This is a genomic window from Vibrio sp. Vb1337 (genome assembly GCF_033338715.1).
Lineage (GTDB): Bacteria > Pseudomonadota > Gammaproteobacteria > Enterobacterales > Vibrionaceae > Vibrio > Vibrio alginolyticus.
In genome coordinates this window covers 152,535-176,890 of the sequence record NZ_JAWOTD010000005.1, presented here as the reverse complement: position 1 = coordinate 176,890, position 24,356 = coordinate 152,535, and the positions used below count along the sequence as shown (strand labels likewise).

Here is a 24,356-nt window from a genome sequence, read left to right as displayed (position 1 = left end):
TCCGATAAGTTATGGAAAAGTAAAATGGATGATTGGAGAGTATAGGCTCGCGGCGTCCACGAGCCATTTAGATTACTGGCCTTGCGCGACTTGATCTTGCCAATCTAATGTCGAGAACCAGTATTCATAACGTTGTTTTAACCATCCATCTTGGGTTCTTGCTTCAATCCATTTATTGAAAAAGGCCTTTTTATCTTCTTCCCCCAAGCGAACTGCAAAGGCTTCGTTACCTTTTGATAGTCGCTCAGAGAATGGAAGGAATAGTTTGTCGCTGTGTTTCACTGTCTCATGTTCTGGTTTTGGGCTAGAAGCAATTACCGCATGGGCGTTACCATTCAGTACCTCTTGGAACGCTTGCGCGTCGTCATCAAATTGCAGGATCTTCGCTTTCGGGAAGGTTTCTCTGGCGACTTGAACGGTGAATGCGCCGCGACGAGCCGCTATTTTTACGCGTCGTGAATCAAAATCCGAAAATTCGCTAAAACCAGAGGCGAGTTCTTTGTTTGCTGCTACTTGAACGCCTGAGTGCGAGTAGGGCTCAGTAAACAAGACGCTTTTGGAACGCTCAGGCGTAACCGACATGCCACCGATGATCACGTCGAACTTTTTCGCCAGTAGTGCGGGAATAATGCCATCCCACGCAGTCGGTACGAATTCCACTTTCAAACCTGAATCTTGTGCTAAGCGTTTGGCAACATCGATTTCAAAACCGATTAACTCACCTTGCTTGTTACGCATTGCCCAAGGTACAAATGTTGACATACCAACGCGCAAAGTGCCTCGTTGTTTGATTTGATCTACATTGGGTGTGGCGACATCTTCTTTCGCGATTGTAGGCATAGCTATGGCTAGCCCTAATAATGCAGTAATGGTCGCTTTGAATAACTTCATGTTATCTCCTTATAATTTGCGCCAACTGGCTCCGAGTTTGTGTTCTAGCCATGCAGACAAGCCAGAAAGTGACAGAGTGAGAGCAAGATAAATTGCTGCCACGGTAAACCAAATTTCGAACGGCATCGCCGTCTCTGAGACGATGTTGCGTGCCTGTGTCGTTAGATCAAAAATCGCCATCACGCTTACAATGGAAGAGTTTTTGATCAAAGAAACCACTTCATTGGTTAATGGCGGTAATGTGCGCTGTAAAACCTGAGGCAAAATCACGTCTTTGTAGGTGTAAAACGGTGATAGTCCGAGAGTTTGTGCTGCTTCGAATTGCCCTTTAGGAATACTGTTTAAACCTGCACGGAATATTTCCGCGGTGTATGCACCTTGGAAAAGGGATAATGCCAAAACGGCGGTGCTGAATCGGTCCAAACCAATCACGGGGCCAAACACGAAGTAGAGTAAATAGATTTGCACCAACAACGGCGTGTTACGTATTACTTCGACATAAGTGGTACCAATAACATTGCCGACTTTCGAATCGCTAAGCCTTAGTAACGCGGTGACCAACCCCAACACTAAGGTAAAAAATAGACTAATAGCAGAGATGTTAAGCGTGACCAATAGCCCATCAATAAGTTCTGCCGGCCACCATTCGCCATCTTCATAAAAAGCGATGTAATCAGGTACGCGCTCCCATTGCCATTGATAGCCCATAGCGTCGGCACCAGAGTCCAACACCCACACAATCGCTATGAAGAGGAGCGTCATTTGCAGTAAAGCTTGAAGGACAGGTTTGATTACGCGAACTATCATCAGTAACTTAAAATTTGGTTCAAAAATGCTTGGGTGCGTGGATGCTGTGGTGTCTCAAATAAGGCGACTGGAGAGTTCATTTCCAAGATTTGGCCTTCATCCATAAATACCACGCGGTTCGCTACTTTTTTGGCAAATCCCATTTCATGCGTGACGCAAATCATCGTCATTCCGCTTTGAGCCAGCTCAACCATGACATCCAACACTTCGTTGATCATTTCCGGATCAAGCGCTGAAGTTGGCTCGTCAAACAGGAGTAAATCCGGTTCCATACACAAGGAGCGGGCAATCGCGACGCGTTGCTGCTGACCGCCAGAAAGCTGGATAGGATACTTACTCGCTTGCTCTTCAATATTGACTCGCTTTAGGTAATGTTTTGCGCGTTTTTCAGCTTCTTGTTTTGATAATTTGAGTGTGCGAATCGGCGCTAAGGTGAGGTTTTCCAGTACAGTCAAGTGAGGAAAAAGGTGAAAGTGTTGGAACACCATGCCGATTTTACCGGGCTTGAGAGATTTTGCGTGAGAAGGCTGGTCGAACACATGAAGCTGGCCTTCTTGAATCGATTCAAGATGGTTGATGCAACGAATGAGCGTTGATTTTCCGGAACCTGAAGGGCCACACACCACGACGATCTCGCCAGAATGCACGGAGAAGTTGATGTCTTTTAGAGCGTGGTAATCGCCATACCACTTATTTACGTCGCTAAACTCAACGACGGGAGTATTCTCTTTCAAAGGGGCACGCTATAACGGAAAAATATCCTTTTACAATAGCAAGTTGTGCGCGTAATTTCATTAAGAATAAGCTAATGTTTAGGCGATGATTTTAAGACTCTATTCAGATCGCTTACAAGAGACATCCATGTTTCTTTAATGTTGGTGCAGTCTAGAGTATGACTAACTCAGTTCAACGAGATACGGATAACGAACAACAATCGCAACAACAGACATAACCATTAGTGTCTGTGCAGAATAGTAGGTCACCATGACAACTTGTCGTGAAAATATTGACCGTCCTCCAAAGCGTTCGAAAGCCAATACGATGCCAGAGATAATAAAGATAAAGCTTCCGAGCACTGCAAAAGAGGAGGATTGTGTTTTCCCACTCAAATAATACTCGATCGAAGCCCAGCACATAGTCATCAGTACCAATATATAACTAGCAACTGGCCGTTTTTCTTTACCGAGATCCGGTCGGAACAACCAGTAGACGCATATACCGAGTCCGAACAAGGCAATTGGGAGCCAAGGTGTAAAATGCCACGCTGACATGATGGCAAAACCATAACTATAGGAGAGATGGGCAGAGCAAAAGAGCACTAATCCTGTAATGAACTTGTCTCTAGGGAGCATTAATAACACGTCACCAAGCAACGAGAGCGATAAGCCAATCAAAATCCAATGCGCATATGGCATTGGGTAAGCCGGGGACTGAATTAAAATACCAAGCATACAGAGCACTGGTAATGGTTTAGAAACGTAAAAGAGCCATTTAGAGCCTTTACGGATACTGATGATATGTATGAATGCTAATACGACAACAACTAGCCACATAAAGTGTTTTCTCGAACAGACAAAATTATGTAGTACATCACTACAACAAATCAAAACTTAATTAACGAGTTAACTCGTTCTTTGATCTCAATTATTTTTATTTGTGTAAAGCTGGACAGTTGTCTCTTTACTAACCAACACGGCCGATTTTTTGTCTGGAGGGAATCGTTGTTTTTAGAAGCCTCCTCGTTTTGAACGTGATGTGGCTTACAAAATAGCATAAAAAAACGGTATTGTGACTGTTAAGTCACAATACCGTTAAACCCTAGGAAGGGCAGTGAAGAATTGTTGCAGTTATGAGACAGCTAACTCTAAGATTTCTCGGCTACGTTCAAGTGTGATCGCCTGGTTTTCACCTAAAACAGTCATGCCGTGTTTGTTTAGTTGATCAATGATGGCATCGATAGCTTGTTCACGGCTCTCACCATAGTTTTCGAGCTTAGTTGCGACATCAAGTTGATGATAAAACGCTTCGATAGCTTCGATTGTGCGCTCTGCTAAATCCTCACCTGCTTCAAGACCAAATACGTTGCGACCCATTTGTTCTAACTTAGGGCGCTTAAACTGCATTTGGTTACGAAGTAACGACGGTTGGACAATTGCAAGAGAACGCGCATGATCAACGCCCCATAGAGCCGTTAATTCATGGCCGATCATATGTGTCGCCCAGTCTTGTGGAACGCCACTACCAATTAACCCATTCAATGCTTGGTTAGCAGACCACATTAAGTTTGCGCGCCACATATCGTCGTCTCGTTCCGCAAACTGTTCTCCGAGTGTTTTTAAAGTTTTCAGCAGTGTTTCTGCGTAACCATCTTGAACCATTGCACCGGTAGGAAGCGTCAAGTATTGCTCACATACGTGCACCCATGCGTCAACAATGCCGTTGATAAGCTGGCGTTCTGGCAGTGTTTTCATTACATCTGGGTCTAACACGGCAAATTTTGGCTGCACTGCTGGAGACATGAACGGAAGTTTGTCTTGAGTTTCTTTTTTAGTGATAACTGCGCCCATGTTTGACTCTGAGCCTGTTGCTGGCAATGTCAAAATTGCAGCTAGAGGCGTCGCTTCAGTGACTTGGTGCTTACCAATCATGATATCCCAACCATCACCATCGTACTTTGATGCCGCTGCTACGTATTTGGAACCATCGATGACTGAACCACCACCTACCGCTAAAATAAAGTCAACGCCATGCTCTTTTACCATTGCGACTGCTTTATCGAGTGTTTCTTTGGTTGGGTTTGGTTCAACACCTGAAAACTCTAGCCATTCATGTCCCTCAAGAGCTTCCGCTACTTGGTCGTACACGCCATTTTTTTTGATGGAGCCACCACCGTATACCACTAAAACTTTTTGGTCGGATGGGATAGCTTCTTTGATTGCTGCGATTTGTTTTTGACCAAAGAAAATCTTGGTTGGGTTTACATAAGAAAAGTTCATTATTAGCCCTCTTGCTTCCAGTGAAGGAGATTGAATACATGCATATTAGTCCTGATTAACGATGGTTAACAGGTCGATTTCTGCAAATAATTTGCCTATTTCTACAAAATTAATGCTCTTGAGCTAGAAAGTTAAAGTCGAGAGGAAGTATAGTGCTCGAAACGATAATAGAGACCAAACTCGTTGGTCATTGATGGAGCGCTCTAATGCACACTCTCGCAGATATCATGCAGCAATATGTTGAAAAGCAGGGGCTGCATGACCTAGAAGGTATGAAGAAAACAGCGATAGATGGCGTATGGTTTTATCGCAGTAGCAAAGGGAATCATCGCCAGCCGTTTGTCTATCAGTCCGGCATCATCGTATTGGGTCAAGGGCATAAGAACATTCATATTGGTGATACACCAGTGCAATATGGGCCCGATGATTACCTTGTTGTCGGGGTTCCCATGCCACTAGAGTGCGAAGCGTTTGCGACAAACAATGAGCCTTTACTTGGCATTTCGATAGATATTTCGCCAACGCTTCTTCATAAACTCGTTAAAAAATTAGAGGGTGAGAAATTCAGTAATAAGTGTCTGGATGCGACCCGTTGCGGCCTTAAGTCGGTACGTATGAATGAAGGTATGTTGGATGCGTGCAAGCGGTTAATGAAAGCAATGTGTGACGAGCTTGATGTCATCATGCTTGGCGAGCTGCTTCTTGAGGAAATTGTGTATCGTACTTTGGTGAGCAAAGAGGGGTATGTTTTATTTGACCTAGCACATCAAGAAGGTTCTTACGCGAGGGTAGCTAAAGCACTAAATCGTGTACATCAAGCGTATCACGAACAGTTGAACGTACAAGCATTGGCTGAAGAAGCCAACATGAGTGTGTCTGCTTTCCATCAAGCATTTCGCAATGTCACGCTTGAATCTCCGTTGCAATATATTAAGAAAGTTCGACTTAACAAAGCGCGCGAATTGATCCAGTTAGAGGGGCGACGTGTTAATGATGCAGCGAGAATGGTTGGGTACACGAGCCCATCACAGTTTAGTCGCGAGTACAAGCGGCATTTTAATGAAACGCCAAGGTCAACAAAGGCTTAGTGATCTTTATTTCAAAATGGCGACTTTTTTTACCTTTTTTATTAATTTGCGAGTGACATATTTATTTAAGTTATAAAATTAGTTACTGGTGCCAAATAATAGGTACGTTGTTGCAATCATTTAGTGGATTGTTGCGAGGCGGTGTGGAAAACTCGTAAATAGATAGTGTGAAATCACCAACTTGTACTTAAGTTATTTTACGTCGAAATAAAAGTATAGATGCGCTTCGTTTAGCGCATTTAGTATTGTTTTAACAATAACTTAAGGAAGAGCGATTATGCACCTTAAAAACGGCAACGCAGTGAAAAACGTGTTCACACTAAGCACACTCACCGCTTCTTGTCTTATGGCCTTCAATAGCTACGCAGCAGTTGACTGTGCCCCTCTAGAAACTTGGCAATCATCAAAAGTTTATAACGGTGGCGACCAAGTTCAGCATGAAGGTAATGCTTATAAAGCGCGTTACTGGACGCAAAACAACAATCCAGCGCAATCTGGTGAGTGGGGCGAGTGGGAAACACTTGGCGCTTGTGATGGCACTGGACCGGTTGATCCACCTCAGAATGAAGTCCCGACGGTTACTCTGACATCGCCTTCTGCGTCGGCTTCTGTGACTGCGGGTGATGTTGTTAACCTAGCTGCAGATGCGGCAGATACTGATGGGACTGTTAGCAAAGTAGAGTTCTTTGTTGATGGTGTATTAGTTGGTCAGGCAACGTCTGCGCCGTATGCTGCATCGTGGACAGCAACTGAAGGACAGCACGAGTTCTCTACCAAGGCCTATGACGATGCAGGTGCCGTTAGTACGGCAAGTGTTGTGACGTTAACTGTGGCATCAGCGCAACCTGGTAACGAAGCGCCGACAGTGGATGTCGCGCTTTCTGCGACCTCTATTGACCTGGGTGGTTCCGTCACACTGACTGCAAATGCTACGGATGCGGATGGTACCGTTTCTAAAGTTGATTTTTATGTTGCAGGTGTACTTGCTGGCACTGCTACAGCAGCGCCATACACGCTGGATGTAACCCCTTCACAAGCTGGCTCATTAAGTGTTTATGCGAGAGCTACCGATGATGCTGGAGCAACAGCAGATTCTGCACTTGCGACGTTAACGGTAAACGGCGGCGCAGTGACATCTAATTGTCGTCCTGATGGTCTTTATCAAACAACGGGTGTAGATGTTCCTTACTGTTCTATTTATGACGAAGAAGGCCGTGAGAAAATGGGGGCTGATCACCCACGTCGTGTAATCGGCTACTTCACCAGTTGGCGAGCAGGTGACGACCCACAATCGACTTACCTTGTTAAAGACATTCCTTGGGAACAACTTACTCACATTAACTACGCGTTTGTGAGCATTGGTTCTGACGGCAAAGTAAACGTTGGCGACGTTAATGATCCTAACAACCCTGCTACAGGTAAAACTTGGCCAGGCGTTGAGGTAGATCCTGCTCTTGGTTTTAAAGGTCATTTTGGTGCACTAGCAACTTACAAGCAAAAACATGATGTTAAAACGCTAATCTCGATTGGTGGTTGGGCTGAAACGGGCGGTCACTTCGATACGAACGGCGATCGTGTAGCTGATGGTGGCTTCTACACCATGACGACGAATGCGGACGGTTCTATTAATCATGCTGGTATTGAGAAGTTCGCAACTTCTGCCGTTGAAATGATGCGTCAGTACAAGTTCGATGGCCTGGATATCGACTATGAATACCCGACGTCAATGGCTGGTGCTGGTAACCCTTACGACAAAGACTTCATGGAACCACGTCGTCAGTATTTATGGGCGTCTTACCAAGAGCTGATGAAAGTATTGCGTGAGAAACTTGATGCGGCATCCGCACAAGATGGCATTCACTATATGCTGACTATCGCAGCACCATCTTCAGGTTACTTGCTACGTGGGATGGAAACCTTCGATGTAACTAAGTACCTAGACTACGTAAACATCATGTCTTACGACTTGCATGGGGCTTGGAATGATCACGTTGGTCATAACGCGGCTTTATTCGATACAGGTAAAGACTCGGAGCTAGCGCAGTGGAACGTATACGGTACTGCTGCATACGGTGGTATCGGTTACTTGAACACAGACTGGGCTTACCATTACTTCCGTGGTTCTATGCCAGCAGGTCGTATCAACATTGGTGTTCCTTACTACACCCGTGGTTGGCAAGGTGTTACTGGTGGCGAAAATGGCCTTTGGGGCCGAGCGGCACTACCAAACCAAGCAGAGTGCCAACCGGGCACAGGTGAAGGTGAGAAGAACAACTGTGGTCACGGCGCTATTGGTATCGACAACATGTGGCATGATACCGACCCTAAAGGAAACGAAATGGGCGCTGGTTCTAACCCAATGTGGCATGCTAAGAACCTAGAAAACGGTATTTGGGGCTCTTACGCAGCTGCTTACGGTCTCGACCCAGTCAACGATCCTTCAGATAAGTTTGTTGGTACTTATACTCGTCATTACGATAGCGTTGCTGTGGCACCTTGGTTGTGGAACGCAGAGAAGAGCGTATTCCTATCTACGGAAGATAAAGCTTCTATCGAGGTGAAAGCCGATTACGTTATCGATAAAGAGATCGGCGGTATCATGTTCTGGGAACTAGCAGGTGACTACAACTGTTACGTACTGGATGCAAATGGTAGTCGTACGGCAGTAGATGCAACTGAACAAGCTTGTGCGGCGGGTAATGGTGAATACCACATGGGTAACACTATGACCAAAGCTATCTACGACAAGTTTAAGTCTGCGACGCCTTACGGTAACAAAGTAGCGACTGGTCCAACACCAACTGAAGCAGTAGACATTACTGTTAGTGTTGGCGGCTTCAAAGTTGGCGACCAAAACTACCCAATTAACCCGAAAATCACGTTTACGAACAACACTGGTCAAGCGATCCCTGGCGGTACTGAATTCCAATTCGATATCCCAGTATCTGCGCCGGACAACGCGAAAGACCAATCAGGTGGTGGTTTGAAAGTGATTGCTTCTGGACATACTCGAGCAAACAACATTGGTGGCTTAGATGGTGTAATGCACCGTGTGTCGTTCTCTCTACCAGCATGGAAAGACTTGCCAGCGGGCGGCACTTACGAGCTTGATATGGTTTACTACCTACCAATCTCTGGTCCGGCTAACTACTCAGTGATTTCTGGTGGTAAAGAGTTTGCGTTTAAGTTTGAACAGCCAGCTCTACCAATTGGTGATCTCAATGCGGGCACGGGTGGTGGTAGCACTGAACCAGGTACGTGTGATACGACAGGTTTAGTGACATACCCAGCTCTGCCACAAACGGATTGGGCAGGTAATCCAAGCCACGCTAACCAAGGTGATAAGATCATCCACAACGGTGTGGTTTACCAAGCGAACTGGTGGACAGCGGCTGAACCGGGTACAGATGGTAGCTGGTCAACGGTATGTAACATCTAATTATTATGGATTATTTGTTATAGCCTAATGTTTGCAGGCACTTAAACAAAAGCGTACGATGATTATCGTGCGCTTTTTTGTTGTGATAGTTTGTCGTTTAATCGAATTGGTAACTTTCGGGTATGACGACAATACCTTTGTCTGAGATTTTAAATCGCTTCGCATCTTCAAGTTTGTTGATGCCAATTTGAGTATGTGGCGGAATACGAACATGTTTATCAACTATGCAGTTTACCAACTGACTTCCTTCACCAACTTCTACGTCATCAAAAATGATGGAATCGACTACCGTTGCACTATCTTGAATGCGTACGTTAGAGGAGATTATGGAGTGCTGTACTGAGCCTCCGGAATTGATGACACCGGTAGCAATGATGGAGTTAATAAAAATACCTTCATTACCCGTAGCCGACGATACAGTACGAGCTGGTGGAAACTGCGGCTCGTAAGTACGAATCGTCCAATTGGACTGATAAAGATTCATTGGCGGCACAGGTTCTAGTAGATCCATATTCGCTTCATAGAAGGAATCAATGGTACCTACGTCGCGCCAATAGCAATCTTTATCGACGCGCCCTTTACTACCACAGAATTGATAAGCGTAAACGGATTCCGTATCAATCAGCTTAGGTATGATGTCTTTTCCGAAGTCATGGCTTGATGAATCGAGTTTTGAGTCTTCTTCAAGCGCTTCTTTCAAAACATCCATATCAAAGATATATATTCCCATAGAAACGAGGCTTCTGGTCGTGCTTCCTGGAAGGGTAGGAGGGGTTTCAGGTTTCTCTATAAACGAAGTAACGAGCCCGTTTCCTGCGGTGCCCATTACACCGAATGCTGAAGCATCCTCTACGGGAACATCCATACAGGCAACGGTGAGCTTAGCACCTTTCTCTTTATGCTCTTCAAGCATTGCGGCGTAGTCCATTCTATAGATATGATCGCCGGATAACACAACCACATACTTTGCATCATTTCGCGATAGCAACCACATGTTGTGATAAATCGCATCGGCGGTTCCTTCATACCATGCACCACCTTTGCGCATTTGTGGTGGAACAGCAGTAATGTACTCGCCTAGCTCTGGATTGAATATCGACCAGCCGTCTCGTAAGTGTTTTTGAAGTGAATGAGATTTATATTGGGTTAAAACAAGGATCTTGCGTAAACCCGAATGTAAACAATTGGTTAGTGTGAAATCTATAATTCTATATTTTCCGCCAAAAGGTACGGCTGGCTTGGTTCTGTCATCGGTGAGTGGGCTGAGTCTAGACCCCATCCCTCCTGCTAAAATTACGGCGAGTGCGTCTTCCATAGTATTCCCTTTCCCTTTTCTGACATGCATCAAAACGGTGCTAACCTGAAGGAGGTGGTATGCAACGCAGAGGTTTTGAAAAGCATGTGCTAATGTGCTTATTAGTGAAAAGTCTACTACAAGAATCGAGCCATAGAATATCTCCTTAAAAATCAAGGAGGTTAAAATTTCACTGTAAGACAACTGCACCATATTAGTGAAGTGCTAAATAGCCCGTGCATCAAATTGGCGCAAAATTGTAGAAAGGAGAAGTCAACAAGTATGGATTTACAATGTAAAGTGGCGACAAAACAAGAAGATAAATAGGGTTTTCTAGCTTAATAACTATGGCTAAACAAGGCTTAGGGTTAGCGTTTTAACTCTAAAGGTCTAAAACAGGCGCGTTGATGTGAGGCAGGAGAGCTTTGTATCAACGATTCAAGAGTAGAAGGCCTGAGACAACTCTTTTCACAGTTGTTGAGAGTGAGTGGATAGGTAAGTAGACCACTCACTCAATGAAGATGTTCACTTCACTGATAGCGATACGTTATCACTGCACTAAGAGAGACCGACGATATTTCCTTCATCATCAAGATCTAAGTTCATAAATGCGGGTTTATCAGGTAAGCCTGGCATCGTCATCACGGTACCAGATAATGCATAAACGAACCCTGCGCCCGCACACAAGCGCAGCTCACGGATTGGGACGGTAAAACCAGTTGGTGCGCCTTTGACTGCGGAGTCTGTGGTTATCGATAGTGGTGTCTTCGCGATGCAAACCGCTAAGTTGTTAAAGCCTAATTGCTCAAAATGTTTGAGCTGTTCAGTCGCGATAGGAGTCATTTCTATATTGGTTGCTCCATAGCCCGCTTCACATACTGCCATGAGCTTTTCGAGTAATGATTGCTCTTTGTTGTATAACGGACAAAACTCTACAGGCGTGTTACACGCATCAATAACATGTTGAGCTAGTTCCGTTGCGCCTTGTCCGCCTTGCGAAAAAGCGGTGCTGATGGCTACTTTAACTTCGGGATTAAATTGGTGAATTAGATCTTCAAGAGCTTTAAGCTCTTTCACACAATCTTGTGGAAACTGGTTAATGGCAACGACAGCAGGTAAACCGTATTTATGAACGTTATTTATGTGCCATTTTAAATTTTCAAACCCAGCCTCCAATGCTGCTTGGTCCGGATTAAAAATGGAATCTGGAATAGCCATACCTGGCCGTAAATCGTAGTGTCCAGAATTCGCTTTGAGGCCGCGTAATGTTGCTACAATCACTACACAGTCTGGAGCTTTGTTGGCGGCAGCAGCTTTAATGTTACACGCTTTCTCAAATCCCATATCCGAACCAAAACCGGCTTCAGTTACCGTGTAACCTGATAGTTTTAGCGCAATATCGTCCGCGATAATGGATGAATTTCCATGGGCGATGTTTGCAAATGGACCTGCATGGATCAACGTAGGAACACCTTCTAGAGTTTGCATCAGTGTTGGTGCAATCGCCTCTTTTAGTGTTACTGCCATTGCTCCTGCAACTTGTAGATCTTCCGTGGTGACCGGGTTTCCGTTCAAATCGTACGCTACGACAATTTTCCCGATACGTTGGCGTAAATCTTTTAAATCTTTGGCTAGTGCAATGATAGCCATTAACTCAGAAGCGGCTGAAATATCGAACCCTTCATCACGCTCGAAACCATTGATGGTTTTTCCCGCATCATTGAGGCCAATTTTGACTTTACGTAGTGCACGATCATTATGGTCCATCACTCGTTTCCAAGTAATATTGGCCGTGTCGATTTTAAGTGCTCTTAACCCGGTGCGTGATTCAAAGGCATCATAACCCTCGCGTTGTTCATGGAACAAGCGAGCGTCAAGAGCGGCTGAAGCAAGGTTGTGCGCCGCTGTCACTGCGTGAATGTCACCAGTAAGGTGTAAGTTTAACTCTTCCATTGGAGCTACTTGAGAGTAACCGCCGCCCGCAGCGCCACCTTTAATACCGAAGACAGGTCCCATAGAAGGCTGCCTTATACATGCAATAACAGATTGATTAAGCTTTGCTAAACCTTGCGCCAGGCCTATCGTCGTAACGGTTTTTCCTTCGCCAAGAGGAGTCGGCGTGATCGCAGTGACGAGTACAAGTTTACCGTCATCATTTGCTTTGAGTCGTTCCAAACATTTTGGGTGGACTTTGGCTTTGTGCTTCCCGTGAGTGTCATACTCTTCGGGTGATAGTCCTACTTTTTCCGCGATAACATCAATAGAAGAAAGTGGTGTGTTTCGGCAAATTTCGATATCTGACTGCATGGAGAATCCCCAAAGTGGCACACAGGTAGCGTTGAAAAACTACCTGAGTTATAACGAGTATTATTGTGAGGCAAAGGTCTGCTTGGTGATGGTACTGTTTCGGTTAGGCTTGTAAAGAGTTTACTGCTTCGTATTGTGCGACATACTAACAAAATCTACTCGTTACAGTGCTAGATAAAAACAAAAAGGCCACCAAATGGTGACCTTGATATATTTTCAGCTTTAAAGCTGTCGTTTTAACGATCCCAATAAGTCTCTTCTAAGCTATCTTCTCGTTCAGGAAGCGCTCGCGATAGGCGAGGAGAGTGCTGCGTCAACACTTCATAGCTTACTCGGTTTGCGTATTTACAAATCTGAGAAAGAGAGGAGTAGGTTAAGCATCGTACTTCGTGCTTTTCTGAGTTAGGCACTTCTTTTTGGTGGAAAGAGTTTGCTGCCATGTCATGCAGTAAGGCTGAAAGGGCTGCATCACCTGCACCATTAGTGTTCTTAATCTCTAATGGTCCACCAAGGTAAGGGCCGATGTGAGAGTAGACCTTCATTGGGTTTTGACAGTCTTCTTTACGCATCGCACGACTAAACTCGTACTGGTTAAAGGCTTCGAGGGAGCTTTCAAGGATGTCGTGTGTGGTTTCTCGTTTTACTTTCTCGTCGGTGTAACCAGCCATGTACAGACCATTTGGTCCTGCCGTACACAGTACGAGATCAACCCATTCAAGTGCTTTATCAGCAGCAGCTAGCGGGTCTTTTTCACCTGTTAGCGCCGCACCTTCTTCTTCATTCATCGCGACAACAGAAATGTTTTCGCGAATGTATTCTTGCCACCACTGTGCGTTACCTTCGATAACGTACTTTGTCCCTAACGTAAGTACAACAGGGACATCGTGCTTCTTAGCAAAGTCGATCGCTCTTTGTACCGCTTTAGGCATTGGATCTTCTTCTTTACCACGCATTAGGTAAGAAGAAACAACCAGGGCTGATGCTTTCTCAAAGATCTCTTCAGGAATGCTTTCCGGAAGTAGTTGATTCATATGACCTTCGTTGATAGCAAATGTACGCTCACCGTCTTGAGAAATTAGGGTGTAGCAGCGACCAATAGGGCCATCTACCGTTTGTAAATGGTTAAGGTTCATGCGTGAAGACGTACGGCAAAGGTAGCGATAAGCAAAAGAACCGACTTGAATGTTCTTAGACATCACACCGAGCAAAACGGATTTGCTATCGGCTAAAACTGAGTAGTTGTGAAGAGTATTGCCAATCGTGTCACCTGGGTATTGGTGTGTGATCAGGCCTTGCTCAACCAGTTCTTCGTAAAGTGCATCTGCTTTGCTTTCTTCAAGAACGAGCGAATGTCCTTTACTCAGGTTGTATTTCTCTAAAAACGCGTCATCTACACGTGCTTCGATATCTACAATGGTTTGACCGACACCAACAATAGTTGGGCGATATAGCTTAGGTGCCTGTCGGATTTGGTTTACTAATGGATCTCGAGCGTGAGTTGGGAAGTAGTGTTTAGATTTACGCTGACCAGGAAACTTCATGCTTGTTCTTGAGTGAGAAAAAAAAGAGGCGGGATTGTATCACAAAAAAATGAAAATCGTGGCGATTTATTACAAAGAAGTCAGCTCGCTGAAAAAATCAGCGAGCTGAGTAAATAGCAACCAAAGCAGCTGCAATTTATGACGCTTGTCGTATTGCAATGGGTTGTTTTTTAAACTTGTTGCTCAGCAGCGCCCGGAAAGAGCCTGCTCCGCGCTAACTAAATTTACCCGCGTTACTTTTTCACTTCAGTTGGCTCAACGTAAGCCTTGGTACCCCAAAGTGGGACTGTCGAAAGGCTATGCTTAAAACTACCATCGGTCTCTTTTGTTGTATAAGACAAGTAGAGTAAGGTTTGGTTATCGGCATCATAAATACGGCGAACCTTCATTGTTTTGAAGAAAATGCTTTTTGACTTCTTAAATACAATTTCACCGGACTTACTCTTATCTATTTTTGCAATCATTTCCGGTGTGATTTCGCCAGTCTGACGACATGATATTGAGCTATCACTTGGATCTGCTAAGCTGAAATCCGCTTCGATAGAGGCGATGTGACATGTGACACCTGTTACCACCTCGTCTTTCAACTCACCGACTTTGATGTCTTTCAAAGTAAACCAACCGAGCCCCACGTCAGCAACATCGTTATCTGAACAACCAACTAGAGTAGTAGCAAGCAATGCACTTAACAGCATCTTTTTCATTATTTTTGTCCTTAACTAGGAAAGATATTGATGAAATCTATCAGAGGTTTGCACCTAAAACAAAATTTAGCCACGGAAAGGTCTATGTGCGCTAGGTTTGTTGCGGGCTTCATGCTAATGTACTGCTCTAAACGAAGGTATCAAGATGAATGAACAACAGTTAGCCAGTATCGAGCGTAAAAATACATGGCTGTATGATCTGGTCGAAGTTGAATTTCCGACACCAGAGAGTTTGAAAGGGCGCGATGTCTATTTCAAAACGCTAGAAAAAGCAACGTATCAAGTAGTCGACAAAGACACACTACTGGAAAGTGACTCTGAATTTAACCCCGACGATATTTTTCTGGTCGATTTTCATCGACTGACCATTATGTTCTCTATCTTGCAATCTCAGCGCTGGGAACAGCAGTATGATAAAGATATGATCATTGAATATCTGACACAGATTATCCTCACGCCAGATTTTGAATTATATGTTGGTTTTAAATCTGGAGTCCCAATTGGTGCTGCTATTGTTAGCCATCTCGAAGGAAATACACTCATCTCTGATGTTGCTGTTTCTGAATCAAAATACAAAAGCTCGTTTGTGGCTGATCTGGCTAAAAGACTAAGCACCGAGCAAAAACTGTTAGACTCAGTGGTTATCGAAAACTAACTTACACATCAATGTGCATAAAAAGTAAAGCAAGATGACGTTGGGTGATCTTGCTTAGAAAAACTGTAATTGCTCCCTTCTATTTCCATGAAATGCCAAGCTCGTCGTTTCAACAATCCCAAACTCAAATAAGATTAATCCAAACATTCTTAAAATCGCTTGGGCTTGAGCCTTTAAGACGTCTGGAGATGGCTATGGCAATTACCAATATTAAGTGCGTGATATTTGACTGTGATGGTACGTTGGTCGACAGCGAAAGACTGTGTTGCCAAGCGCTCGTCAATGTATTTAACCAGCATGGGGCTGAGTTAACGATGGAAGAGTGCGTTTCTCACTTTAAAGGAGGAAAGCTCGCTGACATCCTTTTAGATACTAAAGAATTGAAAGATATCAAAGTCCCAATTGATGTTTTAGAGCCGCAATACCGAGAAGAAGTCCAGTCTCTTTTTGTGCGTCACTTACAGCCGATGGATGGCGCAAAACGATTAATTCAGTTTTTGGATTCGCATAATATCGAATATTGTGTGGCGTCTAATGGACCTAAAGATAAAATTGAATACGCTTTGGAGTTAACCGGTTTACTCGATGCTTTCCGAGGGAAAGTGTTCTCGGCATTCGATGCGAATAGTTGGAAGCCTGAGCCCGATTTAATCATGTACAGTGCTATGAGCATGGGCTTTTTACCAAGTGACTGTCTTTATATTGATGACACGCCTAAAGGAGTTGAGGCGGGACTAAACGCCGGTATAAAAACGATACAGTTATTTAATGGTGAAGCTATCAATCTTGTTGATGACGAGCGTGTAATTCGCATCCATCATTTAGATGAATTAAAAGAGCAGCTGTGTGGCTGCTCTGTTTGACCTACTAATGGCAAACCGGACTCAAGCTGTGGATGTGCTTAAGTTTAGACTGTAGGTAAGGCGTTTGATGTAGACATTGGATAGATGAGAAGTTTTTTGTATGAAATCCGCAAGCAGCGCATGTGAATTTCTCGCCATCCGATGAAATGAGATATTCATCTCCTTGGCAGAGTGGGCAATTCAGGTTCTCTATGTCTTTTGTGTCTTTGTAATTATTCATATTGTTTTCCAGCAGCAAATTGGAATTGGCAAGATCAAGCATAGCGGAACGCTTTGTTTAAGAACATTATTTCATCCGGTACAGCGAGAACTTGAGATTCACTTCAAATATCCACTTGGATGTCGTAGGAAACATCGAAGGTAATAGTTGAACACGGTTTAAAGAAAAGGGCTCCTTAAGGAGCCCTTGTTGATCATGAGTTCCACAACGTTATGCGGTGCGGTAGCGTTGTAATATCTCACCAAGAGAAACGGAGGCTTGCGTGAGATTAGCGACGCCAGCGGTAGATTGCTCCGCCACTTCTCTGATTGTGCTTGATTGACTACGAATTTCTGAAAGTTCCGATGCAATATCGTTAGCCACTGCGCTTTGTTCTTCAGCAGATGTGGAAATCTGAATGCTCATGTCCATTAATGAGCGTGCTGACTCGGCAATAGAGGTAACATCATGGCCGATTTCATCAATAAGCTGGCTGCTGGTTTGAGCTTGCTGAACGGTTCGGTTGGTGATTGAAGCAATGTTCTGACTCTCTATTTGAAGCTTCTCAATCATGGCTTGGATCTCTACTGTTGCCTGTTGAGTTCTGCTTGCTAATGTACGTACTTCATCGGCAACCACTGCAAATCCACGACCTTGTTCACCAGCACGGGCTGCTTCGATTGCTGCGTTTAGTGCCAACAGATTAGTTTGTTCTGAAATGGCGTTAATCGTTGTGATCACGTCATTAATCTGCGTCGTATTCTCGTTTAAATTGGTTACTGACGTAGAGGCTTGTTCAATATAGCTAGATAACGTCTCTATCTCGCCAATCACGTTTTGTACACGGCTTCTGCTTAGTTCGATCTTCTGGGCATCTTGGTCTGACTGCGTCGTTGCTTGTTGAGAAATACTTGATACCTCCTTTGCAGAGGCTGTCATTTCTTCCATTGCCGTCGCGACTGAATCAAGCGTTTGATATTGATGAGATATCTGGGTTTCACTCAACTGCATATCTTTTTCGAATGCAGAAGATGTCTCGCTCAACATCGTTGCATTATTTTTAACACTATTAACCAGTTCACTTAAGGTATCCATAGACTTGTCTAGCGCACAGCCGATGGTACCGAATTCATCTCGACCTGGATGGAAACCAAGACGAGAGGTTAAGTCACCGTCACCAATTTTTTCGGTTGTTGTATATAAAACCCACAGAGCTCCTCCGATAAACGTTGCCACCCAGTAAGAGAATAGGGCAAAAGGAATAACCCATAAGAAGCTGAGTAATAGTGACGATAGAGCTGATGATTTTAACGATTCGTATTGTGTGGACACATTTTGAGTCAGCTTAATCACTTCTCCAGAATGCAACTTGGCATAAGCGGTCACAGACCCATCGACAAAAGAACTCTCGCTTACGCGGTTCGATTTCGATACGCCGTCAATTTCTGTAGCGCGGTTTGATTGAGCATCAACGATACCAGAAAGCTTCGCTTCGCTCGCCGAGATGGCTTGCTGCTCAAATTGTTGTATTTCATTGAAGTAGCGGCTTCCAGCCACTGAAGTGAGGGCTACTAAAAATAGTAGGAATATAACCCACATTTTGTCGTTGATAGACATCTTGATAAACAGCCTGTCTATCGTTCTAAACTCAACTTCTCTCATTTAAAGCTCCATTAGAGATAAAAGATATTGACCAAATCTATTGCTATATCGAAACAAAATATGCGAAGTTAATCAGCAAAATATGTAACGAATACTAAATTTAGTTTAAGAAATGAGATCTAAGGACGCCTATAACAGTATGTTATATCTTTAAATTGACATGAATGTTGATAAAAGAGTCATTTCTCTAAAGTGTTAAGCGGATATGAAACTTAATTGCAATCGTTTACTTTTGATTATGCTCATAGGTTTTTAAATCTTTACTTCTCGCTGTCATGAATGTGTCATATAAAGACTATAAAAAGGAGTTGCTGATGTGGATATGGCAAGAGCCAGGCCGTCAGCAAGTAAAAGCAAGAGAGCTTAAAATAAAGGAGGTCACAATGAGCGACCAATACCAAAACGATGAGAGCCTAGAGCTGCTAGATGCGCTTGAAATTGGCATTATCTTGTCGGAATACGTTGGCTCAGACAACGAAGCCGAATAGCGGAACACTCTCATCTCGTCGTAATTGACGTTATACTAGGTTCATGTCACACCAAGCCCTAGAGGCCAAAACTGGCGTCGAATGAACTTTCTAGCCCACCTGCATATCGCAGATCACAGTAACAGCCATTTATTGGGAAACTTGCTTGGAGACTTCGTAAAAGGAGATCCAAGCAAGCTGTATGATCGCGATATCTCAAATGGCATCAGATTACATAGATTTGTTGACCGTATTACTGACCATCATCCAATCGTCAACGAATGTAAGCCTCATTTCACTGGTATTGCGAGACGTTTTGCACCTATCGCTTTGGATATGTTTTGGGATCATTGCCTCGCAAAACACTGGAACGACTTTCATTCCGTGCCTCTCGAACACTTTGTCCAAACGGCATACGAGCGAGTAAACCGAGAGGTTCATGAACATTTGCCGCCACGTTTTTTGGTGCTCCACAGCAGAATGTGGCATGGCCGATGGCTTCAATCCTATCAAGATCTAGACAATATAGAATTTGCACTACATCGGATGTCGCAAAGAAGCCCTAGAATGGCAGACTTAACCACAACATTTAAAGTGATTGAAAGTGATTACACCGAATTAGAAGAGAAGTTCTCGTCACTTTATCGAGATGTTGTGCGCCAGTCGTATGATTTTCAGCAACAGCTTAATGACTCAACTCAATGAGATAGAAAAGTAGTATGGCTTTAGGGGCTCTGGTAAACTCTGCGCTCCAAAAATAATGAGGTTACACATGTCTGTTAATTTTGCTGATTTAGGCATCGAACAAAAGCTAATCGAGACGCTAGGCAATCTAAATATCGTGACGCCAACACCAGTGCAAGAAAAGTCAATTCCACACGTCCTTGCAGGAAAAAACTTACTTGCTGCTGCACAAACTGGTACGGGAAAAACGGCTGCGTTTGGTTTACCTATCATACAAACCGTTCAGCAAAAGAAACTTAACGGCACACCTCAAGCATTGATTTTGGTTCCAACACGCGAGCTTGCACAGCAGGTATTTGATAATTTGAATCAGTACTCGGCAGAAACAGAACTTCGCATCGTGTGTGTTTATGGTGGTACAAGCATTGGCGTACAAAAGAGAAAGTTAGAAGAGGGCGCTGATATTTTGATTGCCACGCCAGGCCGCCTTTTGGATCACCTGTTTAATGGTAACGTAAACATCTCTAAAACCGGTATGCTCGTGTTAGACGAAGCCGACCGTATGTTAGATATGGGATTTTGGCCTGACTTGCAGCGCATCTTCCGACGTTTGCCTGCTGAGAAACAGATCCTATTGTTCTCTGCGACATTTGAGAAGCGAATCAAAACTATTGCGTATAAACTCATGGAATCGCCAGTTGAAGTCGAAGTTTCACCAGCAAATACGACTGCTGAAACGGTAACACAAATGGTTTATCCAGTGGATAAAAAACGGAAACGTGAATTGCTAGCGTACTTAATTGGCTCGCGGAATTGGCAGCAAGTGCTTGTATTTACAAAAACGAAGCAAGGCAGTGATGAGTTAGCGAAAGAGCTCAAGTTAGATGGCATCAAAGCGGTTTCTATCAACGGCGATAAATCACAAGGCGCCCGCCAAAGAGCTTTGGATGAATTTAAACAAGGTAAGGTGCGTGCTTTGATTGCAACCGATGTGGCAGCACGAGGGTTAGATATTCAAGAGCTAGAACAAGTCGTGAACTTTGATATGCCATTCAAAGCAGAAGATTATGTCCATCGAATTGGCCGCACTGGAAGAGCTGGAAAGTCAGGTTTGGCGGTTTCTCTGATGAGTAGAGATGAGGAGTACTTGTTGCAAGCTATCGAGAATCTGCTTGATCAACGCTTACCCCAAGAATGGCTGGCAGGTTTCGAACCAAGTCTTGTAGAAGAAGTTGAGCCTGAACAAAATGGGCGTCGTCGTAGTCGTTCATCTGAGAAGCGTAAGCTAAAAGCAAAATTGGCGATTCATAAGAATCGTGGTAAATCACGTAGCTCTCGCTAAACCGCGCAAACTTTTGTTCTTACATAGTCAGGCTGTTTTTGCCTCTTCATAGACGTCTAACGTTTGGGGGATAGCAAGTAGGTACCCTTGATACATATCGAAACCGAGCTTTTTCATTAAGCGAAGTTGATGCTCGGTTTCAATTCCTTCGATAACGGTTTTAGAGCATAACGCTTTTGCGAGTGATAATGCATCGTTAAGCGCTTTAAAATCACCGTTTTCATACCTTAGCAATAAAGAGCGATCCATCTTGATTATATCTGGGCAAACGCTTCTCACTCGCTCAGTTGTCGATGCATTGACGCCATAATCGTCAATCGCTAATTTAAATCCTTCAAGACTTAACTCCCGAGCAGCTTGAGACAAAGAGAGTTCATCCTCCACCTTCAATTCAAGTAACTCCATGACGATTTGTTCATTCATCAAATGCGATTCATAAATGGTTTGTTTTAGCAGTCGGTTATAAGTGATGTCTTTGACTAGTATCTCTGCCGCTACCGGTAATACATTGAGAAACAATTGTTTTGTGTGAAAGCGAGACTGAGAGAAATTTTTGATATGGATTAGGCGACTTAAGCGTTCAACATTGAGCAAATCTTGAGTGGGAGTCGCTTTGGATTGGAAAAACTGATCTGGCCTAACCATGGTGCCATTGGCATTGCTAATTCTTACCAGTGCTTCAAGGCCAACGATGGAAATATCGTTCTTATATATGGGTTGAAAGACACTGCGGAGAGTGAAGTTCGCGTATTTCGCAATATACTGCCCGTCGGCTTCTTTCCGGATGCAACTAAGTAGTTGCGAGATGCTCATCATTGTTACCACAACCTAAATCAATGTCTCAACATCAGCGTTATCGCGCTAATTTTTCTATTTCATTGGCAATGAATCTAAGTGTGCTCATTAACTCAAGCAAGAACGATGGTAATGGATGGGTAGTTTTGTCGAGTGATATCAAACAAATTAATGAAATAATTGATAATCTCAGCACTTCAATTTGATGCTACCATTGCAGTACGGCATACAACTGCAAATATTTTCTGACTAACTGCTGTTTGTTCGAACGCCGTAAAGGATGCCCAAACTTAATGTAACAAGGGCTAATACCGAATCGAGTGTCCAAAGATTGCGTGAGTTGCGACTCGCTGGTGTACAGTGTGATTCCTTGTTCTGTGTATTCGTTGATCTGATCGGGTAGTTCACCCATCCACCAATGAAGTAATTCTCGGCTCGTTTTGCTGCGACTTATCCAATGATCGCAAACCAAAAAGAGTAGGTCATTAGGCTGTAAGGCATAGCCATATTCACTCTGCCATTCCGTAATTGATGAGAGTAAGTTTTCCCGGCAAGATTTTCCGGCACTGACCATATGGTGACTCAGAACCCAGACAGTGCCAATGTCGGATGAAATTCGATAGTGATGGGGAAGGTCTGGAGAATCCAACACTTCGATTGGCTTTATCACGCAGTTGTATCCAAAGTGACGAAAAGTATGTTCCATCCTTCTTGAAAACGCGAGACCAAGATGATGCTCACTCATGCCTTGGTTATGCACCGCAGGGTAATGCTTTTCACACAGCTTAAGACAGTCGTCTTGAAAATCATTAACACTTTGAATAACTAGGTCGAGTAGCAAAGAATATCCCTTAATAATTACAAAACGAACTGCAAAAGGTTAGCATAGTCTTTTGAGAATAGACTAATTTACTTCGGCAACTTCTTGATCTAAACACCAAATTTCTCACAAATGACCGTGTCTAATCTTTAATAGAGCAACACGAAAGAAGCAGAAGTTGAACAAAAATTTGAAAGGGAAAAAATGATAAAGCTAGAACGCGCACAAAAAGAGGCGTTGGCCACCGCCATTCAAGATTACATGCAAGACGAGCTAGATGTTGAAATTGGACAGTTCGATAGTGAGTTTCTAATTGATTTTATTACAGAAAAACTAGGACCAATTTATTATAACAAGGGTGTTGAAGATGCTAAGTTACTGGTTGAACGCAGAATGTTAGAAGTTTCCGAAGAGCTGTATGAGATAGAACAAGAAGTTAAGCTGTAAGTTTCAGTTTTACAAACGATTTAAAGTTCCTTCAAAAAATTCGAACAACTTGATAGATACGGTACCATTGGCTAGATGTAAATGATGGTAAATAATCTGTTTCATATGACGTAAATAGGTTAATGTAGTGTTTCTTGCTCAGCATTAACTTAGGAATATATCTAGGAACTTGAGATGGATACACTGGTAAAGAATTACAACCTTACTGCACGCGTGATGCATTGGTTATCAGCGCTGTGCATTATTGGTCTATTTGCAGTGGGTTTGTGGATGGTCGACCTTAGCTATTACAGCGAATGGTATCGAACTGCGCCGCATTACCATCGCTCTGTCGGTATTTTACTCGCTATTTTAACTTTGGCACGCATCGTATGGAAACATGTGACGGCGTCACCAAAGGTAGAAGGCAAACGTTACGAAGTGCTTGCTGCTAAAGCAGCGCATGGTGTCATGTACCTACTATTGATCACCATCTTTGTTTCAGGTTACCTCATTTCAACGTCTGATGGACGCGGCATCGAAGTGTTTAATTGGTTCACCGTGCCAGGAGCGGGAGAGTTATTCCCAGGCCAATCAGATATTGCAGGTGAGATTCACTTCTATGCAGCTTGGGCAGTCATCCTGATTGCAGGCTTACATGCTATTGCTGCACTAAAACACCACTTTATCGATAAAGACAACACATTAAGAAAAATGTTAGGAGCTTCAAAATGAAAAAGTCACTTTTCGCTACAGGATTAGCTATCGCTATGGCACTGCCATTTGGTGCGCAAGCTGCAGATTATGTCATCGATACCAAAGGTGCTCACGCTTCAATCAACTTTAAAGTTAGCCACTTGGGTTACAGTTTCATCAAAGGTCGTTTCAATACATTTTCTGGTGACTTTTCTTTTGATGAAAACAACATTGCTGACTCAAAAGTAAATGTTGTTGTTGATACAACCAGCCTAGATTCAAACCATGCTGAACGTGACAAACACATTCGTAGTGGTGACTTCATCGATGCTGGTAAATACAGTGAAGCAACCTTTACGAGCACAAAAGTGGTTGATAAAGGCAATGGCAAACTAGATGTAACTGGTGATCTAACGCTACACGGTGTTACTAAGCCTATTACTATTGAGGCTGAATTCGTTGGTGCTGGCAGTGACCCATGGGGCGGCGAGCGCGCTGGCTTTGTTGGCAACACTCGCCTAGAGCTTGCTGACTTTGACATCCCAGTAATGGGTGCTTCAAGCTACGTCGATATGGAACTTCATATCGAAGGTATTAAGAAGTAATTAGTTCCTTTTAGATACACTAAAAGCGCTCTTCACTTGAAGAGCGCTTTTTTATTATCTTAATCACATCACTAA

Annotated in this window: 22 protein-coding genes; 10 read left to right on the top strand and 12 right to left on the bottom strand. The window is 43.6% G+C overall.

All coding sequences use genetic code 11. The features are described from left to right. Positions 1-72: 72 nt before the first annotated feature. From R7E42_RS07910 to R7E42_RS07890, 5 genes are all read right to left on the bottom strand, one after another. Positions 73-891 carry a transporter substrate-binding domain-containing protein gene (locus tag R7E42_RS07910; protein ID WP_318072565.1) on the bottom strand — a complete coding sequence of 273 codons (819 nt, stop codon included), beginning with the start codon at positions 889-891 and terminating at the stop codon, positions 73-75. A 9-nt stretch (positions 892-900) separates the two neighbouring features. Then, entirely contained in the window at positions 901-1,698 is a 798-nt protein-coding gene (locus R7E42_RS07905) for an amino acid ABC transporter permease (RefSeq protein ID WP_005376396.1), read from the bottom strand. After that, a complete protein-coding gene (locus R7E42_RS07900) occupies positions 1,698-2,432 on the bottom strand; it encodes an amino acid ABC transporter ATP-binding protein (RefSeq protein WP_005376395.1) in 735 nt (244 codons plus the stop codon). The genes R7E42_RS07905 and R7E42_RS07900 overlap by 1 nt, the downstream gene beginning before the upstream one ends. 162 nt (positions 2,433-2,594) lie before the next feature. After that, on the bottom strand, positions 2,595-3,251 hold the full coding sequence (locus tag R7E42_RS07895; protein ID WP_005376394.1) for a lysoplasmalogenase: 657 nt from the start codon (positions 3,249-3,251) through the stop codon (positions 2,595-2,597). 294 nt (positions 3,252-3,545) lie between these two features. Further along, positions 3,546-4,694, bottom strand: coding sequence for an iron-containing alcohol dehydrogenase (locus R7E42_RS07890; protein ID WP_054700944.1), 1,149 nt, complete (start codon positions 4,692-4,694; stop codon positions 3,546-3,548). A gap of 206 nt (positions 4,695-4,900) precedes the next feature. Here R7E42_RS07890 and R7E42_RS07885 point away from each other — a divergent pair, with 206 nt between their 5' ends. Together R7E42_RS07885 and R7E42_RS07880 are read left to right on the top strand one after the other, a co-directional pair. Beyond that, positions 4,901-5,782, top strand: a complete 882-nt coding sequence (locus R7E42_RS07885; RefSeq protein ID WP_017634187.1) for an AraC family transcriptional regulator — start codon at positions 4,901-4,903, stop codon at positions 5,780-5,782. A gap of 277 nt (positions 5,783-6,059) precedes the next feature. Next, positions 6,060-9,221, top strand: coding sequence for a chitinase C-terminal domain-containing protein (locus R7E42_RS07880; RefSeq protein ID WP_213871098.1), 3,162 nt, complete (start codon positions 6,060-6,062; stop codon positions 9,219-9,221). A 97-nt stretch (positions 9,222-9,318) separates the two neighbouring features. Here R7E42_RS07880 and glgC read toward each other — a convergent pair whose 3' ends face one another. The 4 genes from glgC to R7E42_RS07860 form a co-directional block, all read right to left on the bottom strand. Beyond that, a complete protein-coding gene (gene glgC, locus R7E42_RS07875) occupies positions 9,319-10,536 on the bottom strand; it encodes a glucose-1-phosphate adenylyltransferase (protein WP_213871099.1) in 1,218 nt (405 codons plus the stop codon). A gap of 537 nt (positions 10,537-11,073) precedes the next feature. Beyond that, positions 11,074-12,822, bottom strand: a complete 1,749-nt coding sequence (locus R7E42_RS07870; protein WP_258481508.1) for a formate--tetrahydrofolate ligase — start codon at positions 12,820-12,822, stop codon at positions 11,074-11,076. A gap of 236 nt (positions 12,823-13,058) precedes the next feature. After that, positions 13,059-14,363 carry an inosine/guanosine kinase gene (locus R7E42_RS07865; protein ID WP_318072564.1) on the bottom strand — a complete coding sequence of 435 codons (1,305 nt, stop codon included), beginning with the start codon at positions 14,361-14,363 and terminating at the stop codon, positions 13,059-13,061. A gap of 233 nt (positions 14,364-14,596) precedes the next feature. Further along, complete coding sequence (locus R7E42_RS07860) at positions 14,597-15,067, bottom strand: CreA family protein (RefSeq protein ID WP_005397614.1); 471 nt, start codon at positions 15,065-15,067, stop codon at positions 14,597-14,599. A gap of 145 nt (positions 15,068-15,212) precedes the next feature. Between R7E42_RS07860 and R7E42_RS07855 the strand changes: the two genes are divergently transcribed. Together R7E42_RS07855 and R7E42_RS07850 are read left to right on the top strand one after the other, a co-directional pair. After that, complete coding sequence (locus R7E42_RS07855) at positions 15,213-15,722, top strand: hypothetical protein (RefSeq protein ID WP_005376378.1); 510 nt, start codon at positions 15,213-15,215, stop codon at positions 15,720-15,722. A 194-nt stretch (positions 15,723-15,916) separates the two neighbouring features. Further along, positions 15,917-16,585 (top strand): HAD-IA family hydrolase, encoded by a 669-nt coding sequence (locus R7E42_RS07850; RefSeq protein WP_017820949.1) that lies wholly within the window; start codon positions 15,917-15,919, stop codon positions 16,583-16,585. 430 nt (positions 16,586-17,015) lie between these two features. Here the strand turns inward: R7E42_RS07850 and R7E42_RS07845 are convergent, their stop codons facing one another. Continuing rightward, the gene (locus tag R7E42_RS07845; RefSeq protein ID WP_005376380.1) at positions 17,016-18,446 is read right to left on the bottom strand and encodes a methyl-accepting chemotaxis protein; all 1,431 of its coding nucleotides are present in this window, start codon (positions 18,444-18,446) and stop codon (positions 17,016-17,018) included. A gap of 314 nt (positions 18,447-18,760) precedes the next feature. Between R7E42_RS07845 and R7E42_RS07840 the strand changes: the two genes are divergently transcribed. The 3 genes from R7E42_RS07840 to R7E42_RS07830 all read left to right on the top strand — a co-directional run bounded on the left by R7E42_RS07840 (position 18,761) and on the right by R7E42_RS07830 (position 20,939). After that, a complete protein-coding gene (locus R7E42_RS07840; RefSeq protein ID WP_017820948.1) occupies positions 18,761-18,934 on the top strand; it encodes a hypothetical protein in 174 nt (57 codons plus the stop codon). 81 nt (positions 18,935-19,015) lie between these two features. Continuing rightward, positions 19,016-19,618 (top strand): ACP phosphodiesterase, encoded by a 603-nt coding sequence (locus tag R7E42_RS07835; protein WP_318072563.1) that lies wholly within the window; start codon positions 19,016-19,018, stop codon positions 19,616-19,618. Between the two features lie 67 nt (positions 19,619-19,685). Then, positions 19,686-20,939 carry a DEAD/DEAH box helicase gene (locus tag R7E42_RS07830; RefSeq protein ID WP_031781393.1) on the top strand — a complete coding sequence of 418 codons (1,254 nt, stop codon included), beginning with the start codon at positions 19,686-19,688 and terminating at the stop codon, positions 20,937-20,939. A 27-nt stretch (positions 20,940-20,966) separates the two neighbouring features. Here R7E42_RS07830 and R7E42_RS07825 read toward each other — a convergent pair whose 3' ends face one another. Together R7E42_RS07825 and R7E42_RS07820 are read right to left on the bottom strand one after the other, a co-directional pair. Further along, positions 20,967-21,755 carry an EAL domain-containing protein gene (locus R7E42_RS07825; RefSeq protein WP_042520834.1) on the bottom strand — a complete coding sequence of 263 codons (789 nt, stop codon included), beginning with the start codon at positions 21,753-21,755 and terminating at the stop codon, positions 20,967-20,969. A 187-nt stretch (positions 21,756-21,942) separates the two neighbouring features. Further along, positions 21,943-22,575, bottom strand: a complete 633-nt coding sequence (locus tag R7E42_RS07820) for a hypothetical protein (RefSeq protein WP_005376385.1) — start codon at positions 22,573-22,575, stop codon at positions 21,943-21,945. Between the two features lie 183 nt (positions 22,576-22,758). Here R7E42_RS07820 and R7E42_RS07815 point away from each other — a divergent pair, with 183 nt between their 5' ends. The 3 genes from R7E42_RS07815 (at position 22,759) to R7E42_RS07805 (ending at position 24,281) form a co-directional block, all read left to right on the top strand. Then, positions 22,759-23,001 carry a DUF2164 domain-containing protein gene (locus tag R7E42_RS07815; RefSeq protein ID WP_005390155.1) on the top strand — a complete coding sequence of 81 codons (243 nt, stop codon included), beginning with the start codon at positions 22,759-22,761 and terminating at the stop codon, positions 22,999-23,001. A 174-nt stretch (positions 23,002-23,175) separates the two neighbouring features. Then, positions 23,176-23,715, top strand: a complete 540-nt coding sequence (locus R7E42_RS07810) for a cytochrome b (RefSeq protein WP_025767789.1) — start codon at positions 23,176-23,178, stop codon at positions 23,713-23,715. Continuing rightward, complete coding sequence (locus tag R7E42_RS07805) at positions 23,712-24,281, top strand: YceI family protein (protein ID WP_017634178.1); 570 nt, start codon at positions 23,712-23,714, stop codon at positions 24,279-24,281. Before R7E42_RS07810 ends, R7E42_RS07805 begins: the two co-directional genes overlap by 4 nt. Positions 24,282-24,356 lie beyond the last annotated feature (75 nt).

Coding starts and splice junctions, on each gene's coding strand:
- R7E42_RS07910 (WP_318072565.1), bottom strand. CDS start 891: ATGAAGTTATTCAAAGCGACCATTACTGCATTATTAGGGCTAGCCATA.
- R7E42_RS07905 (WP_005376396.1), bottom strand. CDS start 1,698: ATGATAGTTCGCGTAATCAAACCTGTCCTTCAAGCTTTACTGCAAATG.
- R7E42_RS07895 (WP_005376394.1), bottom strand. CDS start 3,251: ATGTGGCTAGTTGTTGTCGTATTAGCATTCATACATATCATCAGTATC.
- R7E42_RS07890 (WP_054700944.1), bottom strand. CDS start 4,694: ATGAACTTTTCTTATGTAAACCCAACCAAGATTTTCTTTGGTCAAAAA.
- R7E42_RS07885 (WP_017634187.1), top strand. CDS start 4,901: ATGCACACTCTCGCAGATATCATGCAGCAATATGTTGAAAAGCAGGGG.
- R7E42_RS07880 (WP_213871098.1), top strand. CDS start 6,060: ATGCACCTTAAAAACGGCAACGCAGTGAAAAACGTGTTCACACTAAGC.
- glgC (WP_213871099.1), bottom strand. CDS start 10,536: ATGGAAGACGCACTCGCCGTAATTTTAGCAGGAGGGATGGGGTCTAGA.
- R7E42_RS07870 (WP_258481508.1), bottom strand. CDS start 12,822: ATGCAGTCAGATATCGAAATTTGCCGAAACACACCACTTTCTTCTATT.
- R7E42_RS07865 (WP_318072564.1), bottom strand. CDS start 14,363: ATGAAGTTTCCTGGTCAGCGTAAATCTAAACACTACTTCCCAACTCAC.
- R7E42_RS07860 (WP_005397614.1), bottom strand. CDS start 15,067: ATGAAAAAGATGCTGTTAAGTGCATTGCTTGCTACTACTCTAGTTGGT.
- R7E42_RS07855 (WP_005376378.1), top strand. CDS start 15,213: ATGAATGAACAACAGTTAGCCAGTATCGAGCGTAAAAATACATGGCTG.
- R7E42_RS07850 (WP_017820949.1), top strand. CDS start 15,917: ATGGCAATTACCAATATTAAGTGCGTGATATTTGACTGTGATGGTACG.
- R7E42_RS07845 (WP_005376380.1), bottom strand. CDS start 18,446: ATGAGAGAAGTTGAGTTTAGAACGATAGACAGGCTGTTTATCAAGATG.
- R7E42_RS07840 (WP_017820948.1), top strand. CDS start 18,761: ATGTGGATATGGCAAGAGCCAGGCCGTCAGCAAGTAAAAGCAAGAGAG.
- R7E42_RS07835 (WP_318072563.1), top strand. CDS start 19,016: ATGAACTTTCTAGCCCACCTGCATATCGCAGATCACAGTAACAGCCAT.
- R7E42_RS07830 (WP_031781393.1), top strand. CDS start 19,686: ATGTCTGTTAATTTTGCTGATTTAGGCATCGAACAAAAGCTAATCGAG.
- R7E42_RS07825 (WP_042520834.1), bottom strand. CDS start 21,755: ATGATGAGCATCTCGCAACTACTTAGTTGCATCCGGAAAGAAGCCGAC.
- R7E42_RS07815 (WP_005390155.1), top strand. CDS start 22,759: ATGATAAAGCTAGAACGCGCACAAAAAGAGGCGTTGGCCACCGCCATT.
- R7E42_RS07810 (WP_025767789.1), top strand. CDS start 23,176: ATGGATACACTGGTAAAGAATTACAACCTTACTGCACGCGTGATGCAT.
- R7E42_RS07805 (WP_017634178.1), top strand. CDS start 23,712: ATGAAAAAGTCACTTTTCGCTACAGGATTAGCTATCGCTATGGCACTG.